This window comes from Pseudomonas sp. N-1-13, assembly GCF_057787095.1.
The window spans coordinates 4145775-4165467 of sequence record NZ_JBYNRI010000001.1; the positions used below are offsets into that span (position 1 = coordinate 4145775).

At 60.7% G+C, this 19693-nt stretch carries 20 protein-coding genes and 1 tRNA gene; 7 read left to right on the forward strand and 14 right to left on the reverse strand.

All coding sequences use genetic code 11. The features are described 5' to 3' along the window. The first annotated feature begins 122 nt into the window (after nucleotides 1-122). Nucleotides 123-2570, forward strand: coding sequence for an acyl-CoA dehydrogenase (locus AC3I65_RS18570; RefSeq protein ID WP_305466490.1), 2448 nt, complete (start codon nucleotides 123-125; stop codon nucleotides 2568-2570). 88 nt (nucleotides 2571-2658) lie between these two features. After that, complete coding sequence (locus tag AC3I65_RS18575) at nucleotides 2659-3066, forward strand: PA2817 family protein (RefSeq protein WP_047228173.1); 408 nt, start codon at nucleotides 2659-2661, stop codon at nucleotides 3064-3066. Nucleotides 3067-3096: 30 nt separating this feature from the next. Here the strand turns inward: AC3I65_RS18575 and AC3I65_RS18580 are convergent, their stop codons facing one another. Beyond that, the gene (locus AC3I65_RS18580; RefSeq protein ID WP_488524063.1) at nucleotides 3097-4053 is read right to left on the reverse strand and encodes a LysR family transcriptional regulator; all 957 of its coding nucleotides are present in this window, start codon (nucleotides 4051-4053) and stop codon (nucleotides 3097-3099) included. A 163-nt stretch (nucleotides 4054-4216) separates the two neighbouring features. Here AC3I65_RS18580 and AC3I65_RS18585 point away from each other — a divergent pair, with 163 nt between their 5' ends. From AC3I65_RS18585 to AC3I65_RS18600, 4 genes are all read left to right on the forward strand, one after another. Continuing rightward, nucleotides 4217-4855, forward strand: coding sequence for a LysE family translocator (locus AC3I65_RS18585; RefSeq protein WP_488524064.1), 639 nt, complete (start codon nucleotides 4217-4219; stop codon nucleotides 4853-4855). 408 nt (nucleotides 4856-5263) lie between these two features. Continuing rightward, on the forward strand, nucleotides 5264-6487 hold the full coding sequence (locus AC3I65_RS18590; protein ID WP_305466492.1) for a type II and III secretion system protein family protein: 1224 nt from the start codon (nucleotides 5264-5266) through the stop codon (nucleotides 6485-6487). A 56-nt stretch (nucleotides 6488-6543) separates the two neighbouring features. Continuing rightward, nucleotides 6544-7254 carry a tetratricopeptide repeat protein gene (locus AC3I65_RS18595; RefSeq protein ID WP_274090968.1) on the forward strand — a complete coding sequence of 237 codons (711 nt, stop codon included), beginning with the start codon at nucleotides 6544-6546 and terminating at the stop codon, nucleotides 7252-7254. Between the two features lie 22 nt (nucleotides 7255-7276). Next, nucleotides 7277-7546 carry a DUF3613 domain-containing protein gene (locus tag AC3I65_RS18600; RefSeq protein ID WP_047228168.1) on the forward strand — a complete coding sequence of 90 codons (270 nt, stop codon included), beginning with the start codon at nucleotides 7277-7279 and terminating at the stop codon, nucleotides 7544-7546. A 562-nt stretch (nucleotides 7547-8108) separates the two neighbouring features. On the opposite strand, the gene AC3I65_RS18605 is transcribed toward AC3I65_RS18600, so the two are convergent. The 12 genes from AC3I65_RS18605 to AC3I65_RS18660 all read right to left on the reverse strand — a co-directional run bounded on the left by AC3I65_RS18605 (nucleotide 8109) and on the right by AC3I65_RS18660 (nucleotide 18393). Beyond that, nucleotides 8109-9074 carry a type II secretion system F family protein gene (locus tag AC3I65_RS18605; RefSeq protein WP_047228167.1) on the reverse strand — a complete coding sequence of 322 codons (966 nt, stop codon included), beginning with the start codon at nucleotides 9072-9074 and terminating at the stop codon, nucleotides 8109-8111. A 27-nt stretch (nucleotides 9075-9101) separates the two neighbouring features. Next, the gene (locus AC3I65_RS18610; protein ID WP_047228166.1) at nucleotides 9102-10088 is read right to left on the reverse strand and encodes a type II secretion system F family protein; all 987 of its coding nucleotides are present in this window, start codon (nucleotides 10086-10088) and stop codon (nucleotides 9102-9104) included. Then, nucleotides 10085-11518, reverse strand: coding sequence for a TadA family conjugal transfer-associated ATPase (locus AC3I65_RS18615; protein WP_274090969.1), 1434 nt, complete (start codon nucleotides 11516-11518; stop codon nucleotides 10085-10087). Before AC3I65_RS18615 ends, AC3I65_RS18610 begins: the two co-directional genes overlap by 4 nt. A 3-nt stretch (nucleotides 11519-11521) precedes the next feature. Further along, nucleotides 11522-12742 carry an AAA family ATPase gene (locus tag AC3I65_RS18620; protein ID WP_047228164.1) on the reverse strand — a complete coding sequence of 407 codons (1221 nt, stop codon included), beginning with the start codon at nucleotides 12740-12742 and terminating at the stop codon, nucleotides 11522-11524. After that, nucleotides 12736-13230: a TadE family protein gene (locus tag AC3I65_RS18625; RefSeq protein WP_047228163.1), complete on the reverse strand. Its 495-nt coding sequence runs from the start codon at nucleotides 13228-13230 to the stop codon at nucleotides 12736-12738. Before AC3I65_RS18625 ends, AC3I65_RS18620 begins: the two co-directional genes overlap by 7 nt. Continuing rightward, entirely contained in the window at nucleotides 13230-13709 is a 480-nt protein-coding gene (locus AC3I65_RS18630; protein WP_488524065.1) for a TadE/TadG family type IV pilus assembly protein, read from the reverse strand. The genes AC3I65_RS18625 and AC3I65_RS18630 overlap by 1 nt, the downstream gene beginning before the upstream one ends. An 8-nt stretch (nucleotides 13710-13717) precedes the next feature. Beyond that, complete coding sequence (locus AC3I65_RS18635) at nucleotides 13718-15055, reverse strand: TadE/TadG family type IV pilus assembly protein (RefSeq protein ID WP_416221548.1); 1338 nt, start codon at nucleotides 15053-15055, stop codon at nucleotides 13718-13720. Nucleotides 15056-15131: 76 nt separating this feature from the next. Beyond that, nucleotides 15132-15944 carry a Flp pilus assembly protein CpaB gene (cpaB, locus tag AC3I65_RS18640; RefSeq protein ID WP_047228161.1) on the reverse strand — a complete coding sequence of 271 codons (813 nt, stop codon included), beginning with the start codon at nucleotides 15942-15944 and terminating at the stop codon, nucleotides 15132-15134. Between the two features lie 15 nt (nucleotides 15945-15959). Then, a complete protein-coding gene (locus AC3I65_RS18645) occupies nucleotides 15960-17288 on the reverse strand; it encodes a P-loop NTPase family protein (protein WP_047228160.1) in 1329 nt (442 codons plus the stop codon). Nucleotides 17289-17290: 2 nt separating this feature from the next. Beyond that, on the reverse strand, nucleotides 17291-17821 hold the full coding sequence (locus AC3I65_RS18650; protein WP_047228159.1) for an A24 family peptidase: 531 nt from the start codon (nucleotides 17819-17821) through the stop codon (nucleotides 17291-17293). Nucleotides 17822-17847: 26 nt separating this feature from the next. Then, nucleotides 17848-18042: a Flp family type IVb pilin gene (locus tag AC3I65_RS18655; protein WP_047228300.1), complete on the reverse strand. Its 195-nt coding sequence runs from the start codon at nucleotides 18040-18042 to the stop codon at nucleotides 17848-17850. A gap of 156 nt (nucleotides 18043-18198) precedes the next feature. Further along, on the reverse strand, nucleotides 18199-18393 hold the full coding sequence (locus tag AC3I65_RS18660; protein WP_008070254.1) for a Flp family type IVb pilin: 195 nt from the start codon (nucleotides 18391-18393) through the stop codon (nucleotides 18199-18201). A 292-nt stretch (nucleotides 18394-18685) separates the two neighbouring features. Here AC3I65_RS18660 and AC3I65_RS18665 point away from each other — a divergent pair, with 292 nt between their 5' ends. After that, nucleotides 18686-19555, forward strand: a complete 870-nt coding sequence (locus tag AC3I65_RS18665; protein ID WP_160893093.1) for a response regulator transcription factor — start codon at nucleotides 18686-18688, stop codon at nucleotides 19553-19555. Between the two features lie 59 nt (nucleotides 19556-19614). On the opposite strand, the gene AC3I65_RS18670 is transcribed toward AC3I65_RS18665, so the two are convergent. Further along, nucleotides 19615-19690: transfer RNA gene (locus AC3I65_RS18670), tRNA-Gly, on the reverse strand. Between the last annotated feature and the right edge of the window lie 3 nt (nucleotides 19691-19693).

The window sequence follows — 19693 nt, forward strand, 5'->3', positions numbered from 1 at the left end:
CAGACTGGCGCAATGCATCCAGGGTTTCCCACGAAATCAATCACATCGCGCCGACCGCCGGTTTTGCAGATGCCGTCTAAGCTCTGAGGGTCGGTTTTGCCCTGGTTCACGGAGGATTACATATGCTGTTGTTGTGGATACTGGTTCTGGTTGTCGGGAAAGCCTGGCTGGCGCATCGGCGTACCGCCCCGCTGCCCGCGCTGGGCATCATCGCAGCCTACCTGCTGGCCATGAGCCTGTTCAGCCCCGCTCCCGGTTGGCTGATGCTGATCTTCTGGATCGCGCTCGCCGCCGTCGCGGCTCCACTGCTGCTGCCGGACCTGCGCCGCAAGTATTTCAGCGCGCCGATGTTCAACTGGTTCCAGAAGACCCTGCCCCCCATGTCAGAAACCGAGCGCGACGCCATCGACGCCGGTACGGTGTGGTGGGACGGTGAACTGTTCAGTGGCCGGCCGGACTGGGACACGCTGCTGGCCTATCCCAAGGTGCAACTGACCGAGGAGGAACAGGCTTTCCTCGACGGCCCCACCGAAGAACTCTGCGCCATGGTCAGCGACTGGCAGATCGGTCAGGCCATGGACCTGCCACCCGCCGCCTGGGCACACATCAAGGAGCACGGGTTCTTTGCGCTGATCATTCCCAAGGAATATGGAGGCAAGGGCTTCTCCGCCTATGCCCACTCCCAGGTGGCGATGAAACTGGCCACCCGTAGCGGCGATCTGGCTTCCACCGTGATGGTCCCCAACTCCCTCGGCCCGGCCGAACTGTTGCTGCACTACGGCACCGACGAACAACGCAACCACTACCTGCCACGGCTGGCCCGTGGCGACGATATTCCCTGCTTCGCCCTGACCGGGCCACTGGCTGGCTCCGACGCCGGGGCGATGCCCGACACCGGCATCATCTGCAAGGGCGAATGGGAAGGTCAGGAAACCCTGGGCCTGCGCCTGAACTGGGAAAAGCGCTACATCACCTTGGGACCGGTGGCCACCCTCCTCGGCCTGGCCTTCAAGGCCTATGACCCCGATCACCTGCTGGGGGATGAAGAAGACCTGGGCATCAGCCTCGCCCTGATTCCCACCGACACCCCTGGCGTCAATATCGGCCGTCGTCACCTGCCCCTTGGCGCCGCTTTCATGAACGGACCGAACTGGGGCAAGGACGTGTTCATCCCGCTGGACTTTCTCATCGGCGGCCAGCCCATGCTCGGCAAGGGCTGGATGATGCTGATGAACTGCCTGTCGGTCGGTCGGTCGATTTCCCTGCCGGCTGTGGGCACCGGGGCGGCGAAGTTCACCAGCCTGGTGACCGGCCAGTACACCCAGGTACGCGAGCAGTTCAACGTGCCATTGTCGGCCTTTGAAGGTATTCAGGAGGCCATGGCCCGTATCGGTGGCAACGCCTGGATGATGGACGCCGCCCGTATGCTGACCGCCAACGCGGTGGACCTGGGAGAAAAACCTTCGGTGCTGTCGGCCATCCTCAAATACCACCTGACCGAGCGCGGTCGCGAATGCATCAGCCACGCCATGGACGTACACGGCGGCAAGGGCATCATCATGGGGCCCAACAACTACTTGGGACGCAGTTGGCAAGGTGCACCGATCTTCATCACGGTCGAAGGCGCGAATATCCTGTCACGTAACCTGATGATCTTCGGCCAGGGTGCGATTCGCTGCCATCCGTTCGTGCTCAAGGAAATGGCCTTGGCCACGCGTGAAGACAAAGACCAGGCGCTGATCGAATTCGACGGGTTGCTACTCAAACACATCGGTTTTGCCATCAGCAACGCCGCCAGCACCCTGGTGCTGAACCTGGGCCTGGGGCGTTTCGAAAGAGCCCCCGGCAACGCCTTGAGCCAGGGTTATTTCCGCGCCCTCAACCGGCAGGCGGCGGCATTCGCCCTGCTGGCGGACCTGAGCATGATGCTGCTGGGCGGTGAACTCAAACGTCGCGAACGCTTGTCGGCGCGCCTTGGGGATGTATTGAGCAACCTCTACCTCGCCTCCGCCGCGCTCAAGCGCTACCACGACCTGGACTCGCCGGACCATATGGAACCGCTGTTCACCTGGGCCATGGAAGAAAGCCTGGGCCAGGCTGAGCGGGCCCTGGACGAACTGCTGGACAACTTCCCGAACCGGGTGCTGGGTGGTCTGTTGCGCGTGGTGGTGTTCCCCTTCGGTCGTCGCCACAAAGGTCCGAGCGACAGGCTGGACGCTGAAGTGGCTGCAGTGATCGGTCGGGGCAAAGGCGACCCGACCCTCGAGGAGCTGCTGCAGGGTTGCTATCGCCCGCAATCGGTCGACGATCCGGTGGGCGCGCTGCAGCACGCTTGCGACCTGCTCGCCGCGGCTCATCCGCTGCACAAAAAACTGCACGGCGCGCTCAAACAGGGTCAGCTCAACCCCGCCCCTGGCGAACAGGTCATCGACGCGGCCCTCGAAGCCGGCGTGCTACAGGCCGGCGAAGCCCAGACCCTGCGCGAGGCCGAAACGGCCCGACGTAAAGTGATCGACGTGGATGATTTCGACAAGGAGGAACTCACGCTCGCCGAGGACAAGGTCCGCTGATCCTGGCGACCCTGTGCTCTGTGCCATGTAAAAACGGGCGCAAGCGCTTTATACTCCTGCGCCCGTTTTGCTCTTGAGGACTTATCTCGTGTCCAACGTCGTTGCCGATCACCTTGTCTTGCTTGACCACTTGCGCAGCATCCTGGTCGCCGTGGGTGAGGCAGACCAGGTTCCCGAAGAAAGCCATGCCCTGTTTCTGGAGCGCTTCGACGAATTGCGCGCGCAGTTGCCCGTTGATCCGATCGAAAGCCAGTACCTGGGCCAGGACCTGATGTGCCAGGTCATCGTCCGTTATCCACAGATCGCCCACCTGGTGCCTCGTGACCTGCTGTGGTACTTCGCCGGTGACTGCCTGCATTACATGCCCGATGAAGAAATCGCCTTGTACCAGGCTCTGGAAGAACGTCGTTTCGAAGCCGAGCAAAATGACGAACCCTTCGACTGGAACCAGGAAAAGCAATTGCTGGCGATGTCGGATCAGGACAGCAAGCACTGATTGCGATCAGTCATGCAAAGGCCCGCACGGTTAATCCGACGGGCCTTTTTTGTGGCCCGCCTTGTTCAAAGTGGGCTCCTTCTCCAGGCACTCCACCAGATAATCAATGAACACCCGCAACTTCGGCGGCAGGTAACGGGTGGGCGAATGCAGCAGCCACAAACCACCCTGGTAAGAGGCCAGGAACGTCCAATCCGCCAGCACCTGCACGATCAAGCCTTGCTCCAGCGCATGATGGGCGGTGAAGTACGGCAAGCTGCCGATGCCAATGTGCTGCAAGACAGCCTCCAGCCGCACGCCCGTATGATTGGCGGCATAACGTCCACGCACGCCCACGTGAACGGACCTGGTGCCTTTCCTGAATTTCCAGCGAGCGTCGTGTGGGGTTTCTCCCAGGTAGATGCAGCTGTGCTCCAGCAGGTCGTGGGGATGCTCGGGGATGCCGTGCTCGGCCAGGTAGCGCGGCGTGGCGCAGAGCAGGTGGTCAATGGTCAACAACTGACGTCCCACCAGCCCGACCGGCGGCTGGTCGGTGATCCGCAGCGCCAGGTCAACGTGATCGTCGATCAGATCGACCTGTCGATCCTCCAGCAGTAACTCCACATCGACCTTGGGGTAACGACGCAAGAACTCGGCTATGTGGGGATGAATGACAAAGCGCCCCACCGCCTTGGGCACGCTGACCCGGATCCGCCCCTCGGCTTCATGGGCGAACTGGCCACTGATTTCCATCACCGATCGGGCGGCGGCGACCATTTCCCGACAACGCTTGAACACTTCTTCCCCGCCATCGCTCAAGCGCAGCTTGCGGGTGGTGCGTTGCAGCAATCGGGTCGCCAAGGCTTTTTCCAGACGCGAGATGCTTCGGCTGACAGCCGACGGTGACACGCCTGATTGCCTGGCCGCTTCGGAGAAACTGCCGGTCTCCACGACCTTGACGAAAATGGCCATTTCGGCGAGCAAGGCCAGTGATTGATTTGTGCTCATGGAGCAAAAGCCCTGTGAAATTTGAACGGATTATCATCAATTTACACACAACTTATAATCCCGCACACATTCCGATGCGGGTATGGAATATCCGCACCTGAGCCTTTTCTCTTTTTAATCGGTTAGCGCCGCGATGCCTCGCCCCTGACCGTTCGGAGTTGAAATGCTATCGAGCTACCTGGGCGAATTCCTGGCCCTGGCCACCGTTCATTTTCTTGCGGTGGTCGCACCCGGCCCTGATTTCGCCGTGACGATCCGCCAAAGCGTCCGTTTTGGCCGCTGGATCGGGATCTGCACAGCGTTGGGCATAGGCGCCGGTATCTCGGTGCATGTGATCTACACCTTGCTCGGGGTGGGTGCGCTGATGCACACCTTCCCCTGGTTGCTGATGGTCGCCAAGGTGGTGGGCGGTGCCTACATTCTTTACCTGGGCGTCAGCCTGCTGCGCAGCAGACCCAAATCCACGCTTGAAGGTGAACACCCCATCGATCAAAACGCTGCCCGGCAAACGCCATTCAAAGCGTTTGTCACCGGGTTTCTGACCAACGCCACCAACCCGAAAGCCACGCTGTTTTTCCTGGCCATCTTCACCACCCTGATCAGCACCAGCACACCGCTGCAGATCCAGGCGTTGTACGGGGTCTGGATGTGCCTGGTGAATGCCCTGTGGTTTGTCGTCGTCGCGTTGTTTTTTTCCAGCGCCCGGGTACGGGAAGTGTTCATGCGCATGGGTCATTGGTTCGAACGGACCATGGGCGTCATCCTGATTCTGTTTGCCGGACGGTTGATCATTTCGCTGTAAATACGTCCCGAAATCGCACAAAAGACAAATTATTGACGGCGACTTTGCCGAGAATTTCCCTCCCGTCACTTTTTAGTCGTTTTTTTTGTTTATGGCGTGGCGCTTTGCCATGCATGAACTACCTTCAAAAAGAAGCGGGCACGGCGGTGAATAAATCACCCCCTAGGGCGACCCGATCAACACCGGTCACCCTGCTCGTCACCCCGGTATCGCGGGGCTCAAACAGTTTTTTCGAAAGCTGCCTGCCATTCAGTCAGGCCGGTGGGATGCGCTCGCTCGCTTGTAGCGACGAGGCGCTCACCACCGCCGCTCAATGGTCTGGTGCAATACAAGGGGCAGCCCGGGCCCCTTAAGTGATCCGAGGCATTTGTTAAGCCTAGGGACGGCCTCTCTGTCGAGGATCACTTCATGAGCTATCGTACCCCGCCCGCTTTAAAGCACTTGATCCATGGTCTGTTCTGGATGGGCCTTGGCCTGGAAGCGGCCCAGGCCGCAACGGCAAATTGTGCTCAGTTGGACAATTTGCCGGCGACCTTCGAGGTTGGCCAAGGGCTTCAGAACGAATTGCGTATCCTGGCCCCCGTAACGAAGCTGGCAGTGGGCGACCCGAAAATTGCCGACGTGCAACCCAGCGGCAGCGATGCCTTCATCCTTACGGGCCTGGCGCCCGGGGCCACCAGCCTGATGGTCTGGACGGCCTGCTCAAAAATCCCCCGCCAGAGCATGATCTTCGTCAAAGGCAGAGCCACCTCGGCACTGACCAGCGCCGCGAGCGTACCCTCCGAAGACCCCATGCTGCTTGCCCAGGTGCAGACCGACATCCGTTTCGTCGAAGTCAGTCGGACCAAGCTCAAGGAAGCTTCAACCTCTATTTTCGGCAGCCGTGGCAACTTCCTGTTCGGCGCGCCGAGAACCCTGCCCACCATCGGTGGCGTGGTGCGGCCCTCATTGCCGGTCAACAACGACATGTTCAACCTGTCCTTTGCCACCGGACAAACCCTGCTGATGATCAATGCGCTGGAAGGCAGTGGCTTTGCCTACACCCTGGCGCGGCCGAGCCTGGTGGCCCTGAGCGGGCAGAGCGCGAGCTTCCTGGCCGGCGGCGAAGTGCCGATCCCGGTGCCCAGTGCCGGCAGCGACAACGTGTCCATTGAGTACAAGGAATTCGGTATCCGTCTGACCTTGACGCCCACCGTCGTCGGAACCAACCGCATCATGCTCAAGGTGGCACCGGAAGTCAGTGAACTGGATTTCACCAACGCGGTGAACATCGCCGGCACGCTGGTTCCGGCGCTCACCGTACGCCGTACCGATACCAGTATTGCCCTGGCCGATGGCGAAAGCTTTGTCATCAGCGGCCTGATCAGCACGCGTAATGCCTCTCAGGTGAACAAATTACCGGGGTTGGGCGATGTTCCGATTCTCGGTGCGTTCTTTCGCGATAACTCCATCAATCGCGAAGAACGCGAGCTGCTGATGATCGTCACGCCGCACTTGGTCCAACCGTTGGCCGCCGACGCACAACTGCCGACGTTGCCGGGCGAACAGCTGCGCAATTACGACCCGAATTTCTACCGCATGTACTTCCTTGAAAACGGCGATTTCGACAACCGTAACGGGCTGTCCCAATGAGCCGGGGCCTGAAGTGCAAGCGTCCACGTGTTCAACCTGATACGAGGGGACATTCAATGAAAGCGGTGATCGCGATAGCCGCAACGGTGCTGCTGGTCGGCTGCGCCAGCAACGGCGTGGCTTCACGTCCGACCAGTTGCGCCAAGCCAGGCTCCGATCAGGAACTGGCGCTGAACCTGGCCGATGACATGGCCAATGACGGACGTTTGTATGCCAGCCTGGCGAACCTCGAAGGTCTGCCGGAGGATCTGGTCCAGGTCCGCCTGCGCAAGGCGCGAGTGCTGCGTCTGATGGGACGTAACGAGGCAGAGCCGTTGTACCAGAGCCTACTCGGCACTTGCCTGGCCGCTGATGGCGAGCATGGCCTCGGCCAGTTGGCTGCCGCCAGGCATGATCATGCTGGCGCCACCGAACACCTTGAGCGCGCTGTGAAAATGTCCCCCACCGAAGGAAAAATCCGCAATGACCTGGGAGTTGTCTATCTCAATCAGCGACGGATCCCTGAAGCCCGCTTCGAGTTCATGACCGCCATGGAGCTCAGACAGTCAGACTCGCTGGCCGCCTTCAACATGGTGACGCTGCTGATTTACCAGGACAACTGGAAGCAGGCAGCCGAACTGGCAAACATGGCCAATCTGAGCCCCAAACAAGTGGCAGATGCTCAAGCCCGGGCGGAAAAAATCAGAGGCTCGGCCCCTGCCGGGGCGACATCCCCCGCGAACCGTCTGACCGATGTGGCCGACGCCTCATCCGATGCGGTCAAGTAGCGCCTTACGAGGAGTCCAAGAGATGAAAACCAGACAACTGTTGATCGTGTGCATGACTTGCCTGTCCGCCACCGCCTGGGCCATTGAACCCGGCCCCTCTTCGGCTGCGCAACAGGGCACGGAGAGCTGGATGCAGCTGCAGATTCGCGGGGTGGTGGCCTCAACCCACCTGCAAACCGCCTCGGCCACCGAACGGGAATTGGCCATGCAGCGCTGGCTCAATAGCTTCAATTACCCGATCCCGGAATTCTTCGAACAGGACTCGGGTGGGGAAATCACCAGCAGCAACTGAAACACAGTGGAAAACAAAAGATCGCAGCCTTCGACAATGCCTACATCCGATCCGGTGTAGGCCTTTTCGAAGGCTGCGATCTTTTGCTCTGCCCTGCATCAAGCCGAGCACGCCTGTTTGTGGCGCGGGGCCCTATCCCCTCGGGTTGCGCAGCCCTCCAGGAAGCAACCGCCCATGCGAACTGAGTCTTGCGCGGGTCCGGCCAATGGGTGAGACGCCAATCCCCGGTTTCAGGACCGCTAAGCGGCCCAGCGGGGATCAACCCTCTCGCCACGGGCGTTGGAGTTCGGTTGGGTATGGACTTCGATCGTTCCCACGCTTCTGCGTGGGAATGTCGCCAGGGACGCTCCGCGTTCCGCTTCTGGAAGGTGACGCAGAGCGTCACGGGATGCATTCCCACGCAGAGCGTGGGAACGATCATAACCCTTGTGTGCCTGACTGAGTGGCGAGGGAGCTTGCTCCCGCTGGGCTGCGCAGCAGCCGCAAACCGGGGCTGCAGCGCTGCTCGAGCGGGAGCAGGCTCCCTCGCCACAGGCTTGTACAACCGGGACCGTATGTCCCTCTACATATTTCCAAAGGCCCTGAACACGCCAATCATGGCGGGGCCGATGGCGACCAGGAAGAAGCTTGGCCAGAGGCAGAAGATCAGCGGAAAGATCAGTTTGGTGCCGATTTTGGCACCCATTTCCTCGGCCGCCTGGGTGCGCCGATCACGAAACTCATCGGCGTAGATACGCAGGGTATCGGCCACGCTGGTGCCGAAGCGGATGCTCTGGGCCAACAGGCTGACCAGGCCCTGGATATCATCCAGGCCGGTGCGCAGGGCCAGTTGCTTGAGAGCGTCGGTGCTGGTGATACCCGCGCGGATCTGCGCGTTCACCAGGGCCAGCTCTTCGGCCAGCTCAACCTGGCTGACCGACATCTCTTCGGCCACCCGTTCTATGGTGGTGGGCAGGGCCAGGCCTGACTCGACGCACACCACCATCAGGTCCAGCGCATCGGGAAATGCCGCCCGCAGCCGCGCTTGTCGCGCCTGCTTGCGCTTACCGACGTACAGCGCCGGCAACAACCATCCAATACCCGCCATCAAGGTCGCCACCAGCAAACCGACAATCAAGGACACCTTGATCAGCGGCAGCAGCAGTAACGTAACGCCAAGCAGCAGCAACGGCAGCATCAGGCGCACGGCCCAGTACATCTGCACCGCCGATGCGGAACGGTAGCCGGCGTGTGTGAGCAGGGTCAGGGTGGCGCTGGCCTGGGCCGGGTCAGTCGCTGCGAACCGCTGGCCGACCCGCTCCAGCAAGAGTTGCAGGTTACCTGGCGCCTCCTGCCCTTGCGTGCTGCCGGAATATCCCCGTTTGATCAGCGCCAGACGCCGTTGCACCGGGTCCTGCAGGCCGAGCATCAGCAAGATCATGGCGACGACCGCCAGTACCGTACTGAGACCGATCACGGCGATGAACAACAGCCGTGCCGCCTCCTCGTTTCCCGTAAACCGACTGAACAACCCGAGCAGAAAATCCATGACTGATACCTCTCGCCGCAAGGGCGCTTAAACCTGGATCCGGATGATTTTTCGGATCCAGAGAATCCCCAGCAACATGGCGCCGAACGCGAACATGATCAGCTTGTGGCCTATAGGGTCGTTGATCAGCACCGGCATGTAGCTGGGGCTGGTGAGCACAATGGCGATCGCCAACACGAAAGGGATCGCCACCAGCACCCAGGCCGACATGCGCCCTTCCGCCGACAAGGTCCGGATCTTGCGCTGGAAGCGGAAGCGCCCGCGGATCAAGCGGCTCAGGCGCTCCAGCACTTCGGTCAGATTGCCGCCGGTTTCGCGGTGGATAAGTATGGAGGTCACCAGCATCATCACCGTCATGCTCGGCATGCGCTCCAACAGCCCGAGCATGGCCCGGCGCACATCGTTGCCATAGTTGATGTCGGCGAAGGTCATGCCGAACTCCTGGGCGACCGGCCCCCTGTGCTCCTCGGCAACCAGGCGCAGGGTTTCGTTGAACGGGTGCCCGGCGCGCAAGGCCCGGCACATGGCGTCCAGCGCATCCGGCAAGCCTTCCTCGAAGGCGGCGAAGCGCTTGCTACGATCACGCATGATCTTCAGCACCGGCAGCCAGGTCACCGCAAAGGCCGCCAGCAGCGCCATCCACCACACCGGCCAGAACATCAACACCACGGCACCGGCCGCTACGCCCAGGGCCAGGCCCAGCGCCATTACCCGATAGGCCCGGTATTCGTGGCCGGCCTGCTCGATCAACTGGGTCAGGTTGGCCATGAACGGCAATTGTTCAAGCCGGGCCTCCAGGGGCGACAAGCGCGTCAGGTACTTCTGCCGCAACACGGTCTGCATGTTGGGCAGATGGTTGGCCTTCTCCAGCACATGCAGGCGCCCACGGATGCGCTTGCGCATTTTGCCGGCCTCGCCGAACACCGGCACCACCACACCCTGGGACAGGAGGAAGACGGCGATGAACACCATGGCGAGAAAAATCAGGATGAACTCACTGGGGATGTTGTTCATGACGTCCGAGCCTCCATCCACTCAGGGCGGAACAGGGTCAGCGGCAACTCGATGCCGCGCCTGGCCAACACGTCGCGAAAGGCCGGGATCATGCCGCTGGGCCGATAATCCCCCAGCACCTCGCCGTTTTCCCCGATGCCTTGGCGCGTGAAAGAGAAAATTTCGGTCATGGTGATGATCTCCCCTTCCATGCCGTTGATCTCTTGCATGCTCACCACACGACGTTTGCCGTCTTCTTGACGCTCCAGCTGGATCACCACATCGATGGCAGAGGCAATTTGTTGACGCATGGCCTTGATCGGAAAAGTCGCGCCGGTCATCGACACCATGTTCTCGATTCGCCCCAAGGCATCGCGCGCGGTATTGGCGTGGATTGTGGTCAACGAGCCATCGTGGCCGGTGTTCATGGCGGTGAGCATGTCCAGCGCTTCGGCGCCGCGCACTTCGCCGATGACAATGCGGTCCGGACGCATCCGCAGGCTGTTGCGCACCAGTTCCCGCTGGCTGACCTCGCCGCGCCCCTCGATGTTTGAAGGACGGGTTTCCAGGCGCACCACGTGAGGTTGCTGCAGTTGCAGTTCGGCCGAGTCCTCGATGGTAACGATGCGTTCGTTGTGGGGGATGAAACTGGACAGCACGTTGAGCATGGTGGTCTTGCCACTGCCGGTGCCGCCGGAAATCAGCACATTCAAGCGCCCACGGACAATCGCCTTGAGCAACAAAGCAATAGCCGGGGTCATGGTGCCCACCTGGATCAGGCTGTCAGTGTTGAGCAGGTCCACCGCAAAACGACGGATCGACATGCTCGGACCGTCGATGGCCAGTGGCGGGATGATTGCGTTGACCCGCGAGCCGTCCTTGAGCCGGGCGTCCACCAAAGGGGACGACTCGTCGATACGCCGGCCCAGGCTGGAGACGATGCGATCAATGATGTTCAGCAGATGCTGGTCGTCGCGAAAGCGCACGTCGGTTCTTTGCAGCTTGCCGAAGCGCTCGACATAGACCGAGGCAAAACCGTTGACCAGGATGTCGGACACGCTATGGTCGGCCAGCAACGGCTCCAAAGGCCCCAGCCCGAGCACTTCGTCGGTGATCTGCTTGATGATCAACTGACGGCTGGCGGAGCTTACCGGCGCCGAATGCTCATCGAGCAAACGCTGGCAGATATCGCGTATCTGCCTCGCCGCCTCGACCTGCTCGAGGGAGTCGAGCAAGGACAGGTCCATGACCTTGAGCAGTTGCTGGTAGATTTTTTCCCGCCATTGGGCTTCCACCGGGGTGACCTGACTACGGGTTTCGTAGAGCACGTCGGGGATGGCATGTTCCCAGGCCATCAATTGCTCTGTCGGATCCGGCAGGCTGTCGCCAGCCAGTTCAATGGCCGGTTTACCGGACTGTTTACGCAAGCGGTTGCGGAAGTCGCTGATCATGGGTCATCCCCCGAAAAAACGGTTGAAGGCACGTTTGAGCAGGCCTTTGTCTGCGGCCATCTGGTGACCGACCAGGTCTTCGGTCAAATCGCGCAGGGCAACGGTGATGGCCGCCCTCGGCGCATGCAGCCCCAACGGCACGCCAGTGTTCTGACTCTGGCTGACCAGGTTGAAGTCATTGGGTAATTTCGACAGGTTGGTGCACCGCAGGGCTTCTGCGACATCCTTGAGGCTGACCGCAGCCGCCTTGTCATAGCGGTTGACCACCACCTGCAACTGGTCCCCGCGCACGCCCAGGTCCTCGCGAAGAATCCGCACCAGGGCGCTGGCATCGCGCAGATGGCTGACGCTTTGTTGAACCACCACGTAGACCCGGTCGACCTGCTCCAGCACAGAGCCGGTGAGGTGGTCGATCTGACGCGGCAGGTCCACTACCACCCAGTCATAGCTGGCACGGGCCAATTGCAACAAGGCGTCGAGTTGTTCCGGCTGGGCGTCCTGTGGCAGGCACAACTCGCCGCTACGGCCACCTAGCACGTGCAAGGTCGGACTGAAGTGGCTGCAAAAACCCCGCAGGGCGATACTGTCCAGGTCCTCGACCTGTTGCAGCACTTGCAGATGGCTATGGGACTGGGCCACATCCAGATAGTGGGTCACGCTGCCAAATTGCAGGTCCATATCCAGCAGCAGAGTGGTACCTGCCTGGGCGCTGAGTTGCTGGGCCAGGTTGCAGGCCACCAGCGTTGCACCGGAACCACCCTTGGCGCCGATCACGGCGACCAGCTTGCCTTCGGCGCCGTGGCCGACGCGGACCTCCGCAACCAGACGATTCAGGGCGGCCACCAGTTCCGTCTCGGCGAAAGGCTCGGGCAGCACGTCCCGGGCACCGGCCTGCATTGCCAGCCGCATGCCTTCCTGCTCGCCCATCAGACCGCACACCAGCATCGGTGGACGCTCATGGGCAGGCCGCTGCAGCAACGCCGCCAGCTCTTCGCGCCACAAGTGACTGACCCGCAACAACAGCAGATCGGGCATTCGCTCCAGGCCATAGAGCGGATCGACATGGCCGTTGCTCACCAGGCGCGTGCTCACTTCCAGGCAAGGCATGCGCTGGCAGACGCATTGCAAGTCGCGCAGGGACGAAGCGTCACGGCTGCTGATCAGTAACCGCAGCCCGGCTTTGCCGGTGACGGTCGACAGTGGAGTTTCCCTGGTATTCAGCATGGTGTGATCTCCCCGGAATCGGAATGACGCCCAAGGCTTTCGCGTGGCAAGGTCGCCCTGAATGTGGGCAAGGTAATGGGCACGCCAAACCCAGGAATGAACAGATTGAAAACGAAGTTCTGCACGCTCAACTGGACGTAACGGATAGCGCGGAAGCCGTTGGCGCTGACCGTGTCGGCGGGGTTCGCCACCACCGCGCCGTTCACATCCAGATAGGTCAGCGCCAGGTTCGAGGTGGCGAGACTGCTGATCAGTTGGCTGGTGCCTGCGTCCGTCGCGGCGTTGAAGATGGCCCGGCGCAACACCACCGGATCGTTGATGTTGCACACCGCCGCCAGACGCGCGCCGCGCCGCGCGGCCTCATCCAAGGCATTGGCGGTGAAATACAGCCGGCCCATCTCCACCACGCCAAACAGCAGGATGAACACCAGCAGGCCAACGAAGGCGAACTCCACGATATAGGTGCCTTGCATGTGCTTGTTGTTCATCACAACGCCCTCATGACGGTGGTCGCGACCAGTGGGATTCCCAGCGCAATGGCACTGCCGAAAAAACCGGGAATTGTTCCGCCGCAATTGCCCGCTCCAATCACCGGGCAAAAGGTGTAGGTGATGGTGACACGCACATGGTCAGCCCCCACCGCCGCGACCTCCACGTTAGCCGTGGTCAACCCGGCCACCACAGCGGTGCCGGCCTGGCTCGGGGTGCCATACACCGCGACGTTTTTCGTCTGGGTCTGCAGCGTGTTGTTCAGGGCAATGGTGCCCAGGGTGGTATTCCAGGCCTGGCTGGCGACGAATCGATTGGCATCACGGCTGGCCTGTAGCAGCACGTTGTATTGGAAGAGCATGCGGCCGAACTCGCCAAAAGCCAGCAACAGCAGCAACAACAACGGCAGCACCAGGGTGAATTCCACCAGCGCCACGCCTTGCTGGGCCTGCGCGGGTTTGAAATGGACAAGTCTCATGACGCCTCCTACGAGTCGGTGCTCGGAGTGCCGCTGCCGTTGAGATAGGTTTTGTAGAGCTGAATGACCTGCGGCCCGGTATCGCTGACCGGCGTGGGGCCGGGCACATTATCGCCTTCGCATTCCTGGACGAACTGACCAAAGATGATGGAGTCCGAACCTCCGCCATTCACTGGTTGCACGACGAAGTAGCAGCCAAAACCCAGGACAGGAATCGAGGTAGAACCGCTCAGTTTGCCGGTGCAGTCACCAATCACGATCTTGAGCATCCGCCGTTCGAAAACCCCGTTGCTCTCACAGCCATTGCCAGCTCCGGCCACACAGGCGGCAACCGCTGTTCGCCAGTCGTTGTAGTCCAGTATTGCCTCGCCGCCGGCCGAGAGATCGCCGTTGCTCGAAGTAATGGGCTGTCCTTTGTATTGCGCCTGGGAGAGCGAATCGTTATAGGTCATCGCCGGGTTGCTCGAAGTGGTGACCAGGTCGGGTGGATAGTCCGAAGAACTGACCGGACCGTTATAGATACCGAATCGCGTGTTCAAGCCCTGGGAAGTCGGGCCGGCTTTGTTGCCCGGTGCGGTCTGGACGTTGTCCCCGACACTGCGGCAGACCGAACCGCCGCCCGCCAAGTCTTCGCGCACAGCACTGCCGCCGGAGCCGAAATCGAGCAGTTGGAAATTGCCCGGGCCAATGGGCGACGTGTTGCCCGCGGCCGTCTTCAGCACCGTCAGGTCGCCAAAGCGGTAACTCCAGAAATTTCCGGCAGCCGGGTCGTATTGGCTGGTGTCGCCGCAGACCATCAAGGGCGCCAGATCACACGGAGCCGTCGGGCTGGGGCCTGCGGTGGCGATCGCCGCCACGGCCTTGTTGCCCAGGCCGGCACTGCCCATCGTTTGAACGAAACTCCAGAAAAAACCGCTCAACCGATAGCTGGACACCGACACTCGCACGTATTTGGCATCCGCCGGCCCGGGATAGGAGAACGGACCATAAACGCTGCTGGCCAACTCCACTGCGGCGAACGCAGCCGGGTTGCCGGCGACAGCGGTTGCCAGTTCAGCGTTGCCCGCAGCGTCGGCATTGCGTGTCAGCGTGTCCAGGGCAGCGGCCCGAGTCGTGCTGGCCATGTTGAGCCCTCCCGTCACCTGGCTCAGGGTCTTGGCGCCGCTCAGGGCCGCGGCATCCACGGCATTTTGCAGACGGGTCTTGTTCAGCAGCATGTGTCCGCCATCCAGGGCCAATGCCGCCATCATGGAAATCGCCATTAACGCGATCACCATCAATACACTCACTGCTCCTTCCTGGCGCCGAGGCGTCGCAGTGACAGGCTGCCGGATACTGGGATTCATGATCGAGCCCTCGTTTGCCGACACGTGAGGATCGGCATCGCCATGGCCGAAGGGACCAGGCATTTTTCTACGCGTTTCAGTGAACGTTGACGACGCTGCTTTCAACTCCACGGATCACCGTGATCCCGCTGGCCTGCGCTTTGGGGCTGCGCTGCACTACGGGCTTTGGCACCGCAGCAGTCGCCACCGCCATCACCGGAGCCGGAGGGGGCGCCACGACCACGGTTTTTTTCTCCAGGTTCAGCGGGTTACGCAAGGCCAGTTGCAACTTGCCTTCGGTCTGCGCAGTCACCAGGGCCTCCGCTTCAGTGGCCGACATTTCCAGCGTCACGGCCCTTACCACCACCGGCTGGGTCTTGTCGGTGCCCGCCGTCTGATCCACCGCCAGCACCCGCAGGTTTTCAAGAATGGTCCGGGACACGGCGTTGTTACTGCCGGCGCTGGTGGTCTTGGTTGCCAGCACGTCGACCCGGTTCCCCGGCAACAGGAACCCACCCACACCGACCACATCATCGACCCGTACCGATATGGCGCGTTTGTCAGGATCGATCAGGGACGCCAGGGTGCTGCCACCCAGGTGCTCACTCAGACGCGCGCCCCGCACGATGTCACCGCGCAGAATGTCGAACGTTGCGATCTTGCCCACGGCCTGTTCGCTGGAGTCAAAGGCATCGTCCGGGATCGTATCCATGGGCATGCGCACGGTCGTGACCTGTTGGGCCTCGACCATCTGCCCGAAGGGAATTGGTACGGTGGCGACCACCACACTTCGCAAGTGGTCATCGGGTTTGGCGTTAAGTCGTGCGCTCAGCCAGGAGTCAGCCATCCATGCGGCACCCAGGCCCATTACCAGGGAAACGCCAATCAGCGAAAGCGTACGAGAGCTCATGTCGGTATCTCCGATTCAAAGGAAGTCGAGCTGAACGAAGTAGTTGTGCCAGGCCCATTCCAGCTCTTGCGGCAACAGGGGCCCGGAACCGCCCAGGTAACGCTGGCGGTCGAGCGCCATGTTCAACAGGTCACGGGGATGGCAAGGCACCAGCGGCATGCCCTCGCCGGCATAAAGCTGCTGCAGCACATAGCGCACCAGCAGCGGGTCATGGGGAATGCCCAGACGTTCGCACTCCTGGCGCCAGATGCGCTCGTATTCTTCGGGCTTGAGGTAACCGAACTGCACCTTGTAGCCAATGCGGCGCAGAAAGGCCTCGTCAGCCAGTTCCAGGGGGTTGAGGTTGGTGGAAAACACCAGGACCAGATCGAACGGCAATTCGCAATGGCGACCGCCGCCCAGGTTGATGAAGTCGCGCTTTTCTTCCATCGGCACGATCCAGCGGTTGAGCAATTCGGCCGGGGCCATGCGCTGGCGTCCCATGTCATCGATGATGAACAGGCCGTTGCTGGCCTTGAGCTGCAACGCGGCCTGGTACTGGCGAGTAAAAGGGTCATAGCGAACATCCAACTGCTCCATGTTCAACTCGCCGCCCGTGATGACAATCGGGCGTTTGCAGCACAGCAGCCGACGGTCGATGCCTTCGTTGAGCATCAGATTGTTCGATTGGCTCTTGTCATCCAGACGCTGATGCACCTGCGGGTCGTAGATCTCGATCACCGACTCGTTGATGACGATGGCATGGGGCACCCAGATGGCCTCGGCGAACAGACGGATAAGACGACTGCTGACATAGGTCTTACCCGTGCCCGCCGGGCCGTAAATCATGATCGCCCGCCCTGAATTCAGTGCCACGCCCAACTGATCGAGCATGCCTTGCGACAGCACCATGCCGGCCAGGGCCCGTTGCATGTCGGTGGCGGTGATACGCCCATGGTGAATGGTCTGGATCTTGATCAGGGACCGATAGCTACTCACCGGAAAAGGTGCCGCACCGATATAGCCACTGCGAGACAGGGCATCGCGGGCGGCACTGCGGCCACGTTCGGTCAGGCCGTAACGCAAGGCCTGCACACTTGTTTGCCCGAGCTGGCCGAGCACTTCGACACGACCGTCCTTGCGCAGGAACGCCAGGACTTCTTCCAGTACCGCGCCGGTCAGCGCCAGGCGTTCCACCAGCCGCGGCAGGTCCAACACACCGGCGTCGTGCAGATGCTTGCAGACCAGCTCGCCGAGAAAACTGTCGGTCAGGCCGGTGTCTTGAATCGTGCATGGCTGAGGTGCCAGGCGTTGCACCGCTTCCCGTTCACTGGGGTAGGCATCACTATCGTTGATGACGTGCATGACTAGACTCCCCAGCCATCGGCAATCAGCTGCCAGTAGACGCTGTTCAAGGTGCCGATCAGGATCGCGATCGAATAAGGAAAAGGTTTGCCGGCCACTTCATCCGCGGTAGGTGCCAGGTAAGCCTGGGCCCGCACAATCAGCCAGTAACGCTGGAGGGTCTGGAGCAACTGACCGCGGGCCAGCACGATCAGAAAACCGCACACGCCACCAGCAATCAGACTGAACAGCGCAGCCCACAATGCGTAATGAACCGGCAGGAAACTGCCCACCATGGCCATCAACTTGACGTCTCCGGCGGCCATGCCACCCACCGCATACATGGGCAAAAACAGCGCAAAACAGACCAGCATGCCCAGCAGGCTGTCGCCCGTTCCGCTGATCCCGCCTGTATAAGTCTGACCGGCCAAACCCAAGGCCAGGCCCAACAGGACCAGCGTGTTGGGGATGCGGTGGCGAAGCAAATCGCTCACCACCGCCACACCCAGCAGTCCTAGCAGCAGCACCGTCGACACCAGCAATTCCATGGACATGGCGCGTCTCCCTGTTGCAGTTATCGTTAGCAGGCCACGTTGCCGTTGACGGCCTGGCACAGCGCACGGATCTTGGTGTCCACCGCGCCGCCCAGAAGAACGAAGGCTGCCGCCACCAACACCGTGATCAAACCTCCCGCGACGGCGTATTCAACAATGGTCAGGCCATCTTCATCTTTGGCGAACCGGCTGATCGAAGTTCTTATTGTGTGCAGAGTCATTTTTTTCACCTCACCTTTGAATAAAGGTTGTAACGCCATGAACTGAGTTGTCGGGGACAACGCCAAGTCCATTTGAATGAATCGTTGTACTCACAGCAAAAGAGTCGCAAGCGAGGCTTCCTTGAAAGCGGCCGTGTCCCCGCGCAGTTATCGCTATCAGCAGGCAACGTTGCCGTTGACGGCCTGGCACAGCGCGCGGATCTTGGTATTCACGGCACCGCCCAGAAGAACGAAGGCGGCGGCCACCAACACCGTAATCAACCCACCGGCCACGGCGTATTCCACAATGGTCAGGCCGTCTTCATCTTTGGCGAACTTCAGCACCGAAGCCTTGATTGTTTGAAGAGTCATTTTGCGCACCTCATCAGGGTTGTTTTCAGAGGCAGTACATTTGCAACTGCCTGATGCAACCCTAGTCAGCGGGTGGGGATAGCCGTTAGGAGGATTTTGCACATCGCTAGGATTATTTTGCGGGGGGAGCCAGGCATGCCTTGCGATTGCAACTCGCAACGATTCGCGCTCTGGCGTTCTGAGCATACGGCGCTTAAAAAACCGGCTTTTTATAAAAAATTATTCGGCGAAGTGATGGCACATTGGCAATACTGCTAGCTTAAGGGCAGTCGCAACGCTGAGTGGTAAGCACATGCCATCGAATCTGACTAGAAAGCCAAAGCTGTTGTGGTTCGATCTGACTCACGATCGGTCCACCCCGGAACTTGTCAGCCAGTTCGAGGACACTTGCGACTGCACCCAGGCAAAAGATGCCCTGCTGCCCGGCGGGGAACAGGCGGACATGATCTGCATCCATTTCGATCGCCCGGATACGCCGGGCCTGAGGCGGTTGCTGGAGATCAAACGCACCGTCCCTGCCACTCCCATCACCATGTTCACCGTGCAGCACTCCGAAGAACTGGCCGTCTGGGCCATGCGCTCGAGTGTGTGGGAATACATGGTACTGCCCCTGTCAGCCACAGAGAGGAAGCGCTACCTGACTGCCCTGGTGCAATTATGCGAGTTACGCCGCCACACCTGTGGCCCGCGCAAGACTTCGTTGATCGACCACGCGCCAACCCTGCCAGACAGCATCCGCCTGACCTCGGGGCACCAGAAACACCAGGCCCTGAGCCATATCATGCTGTACATCGACCAGCATTTTCGCGACAGCATCGATCAGCGGGACCTGGCCAAGCGATGCGGCATGACCACGTTTCGCTTCAGCCGTGTGTTCAAGGAAGCCAACGGGCTTGGCTTCACCGATTACGTGCTGAACAAACGCATGAGCTTTGCCAAGGAACTGCTCGACAATAGCCAGATGCCTATCACCAGCATCGGCTATGAGGCAGGGTTCAAGGATCCCTCCTACTTCGCCCGCGCCTTTAAGCAGTACGCCAACTGCACACCCAGTGAATACCGCCTGGCGCGGCAGATGCGAACAATGATTCCCGCTCCCGATCTGCCGGAAAACGAGCGTGCAGACTCACTTGAGAGCCTGGTGGAGAGCCTCGAAGATTGAAGCGCGCTTTTTCACGGACGAAAAAAAACGCCGCTCAATGAGCGGCGTTTTTTTGAATTTGGAGCGGGAAACGAGACTCGAACTCGCGACCCCGACCTTGGCAAGGTCGTGCTCTACCAACTGAGCTATTCCCGCAAA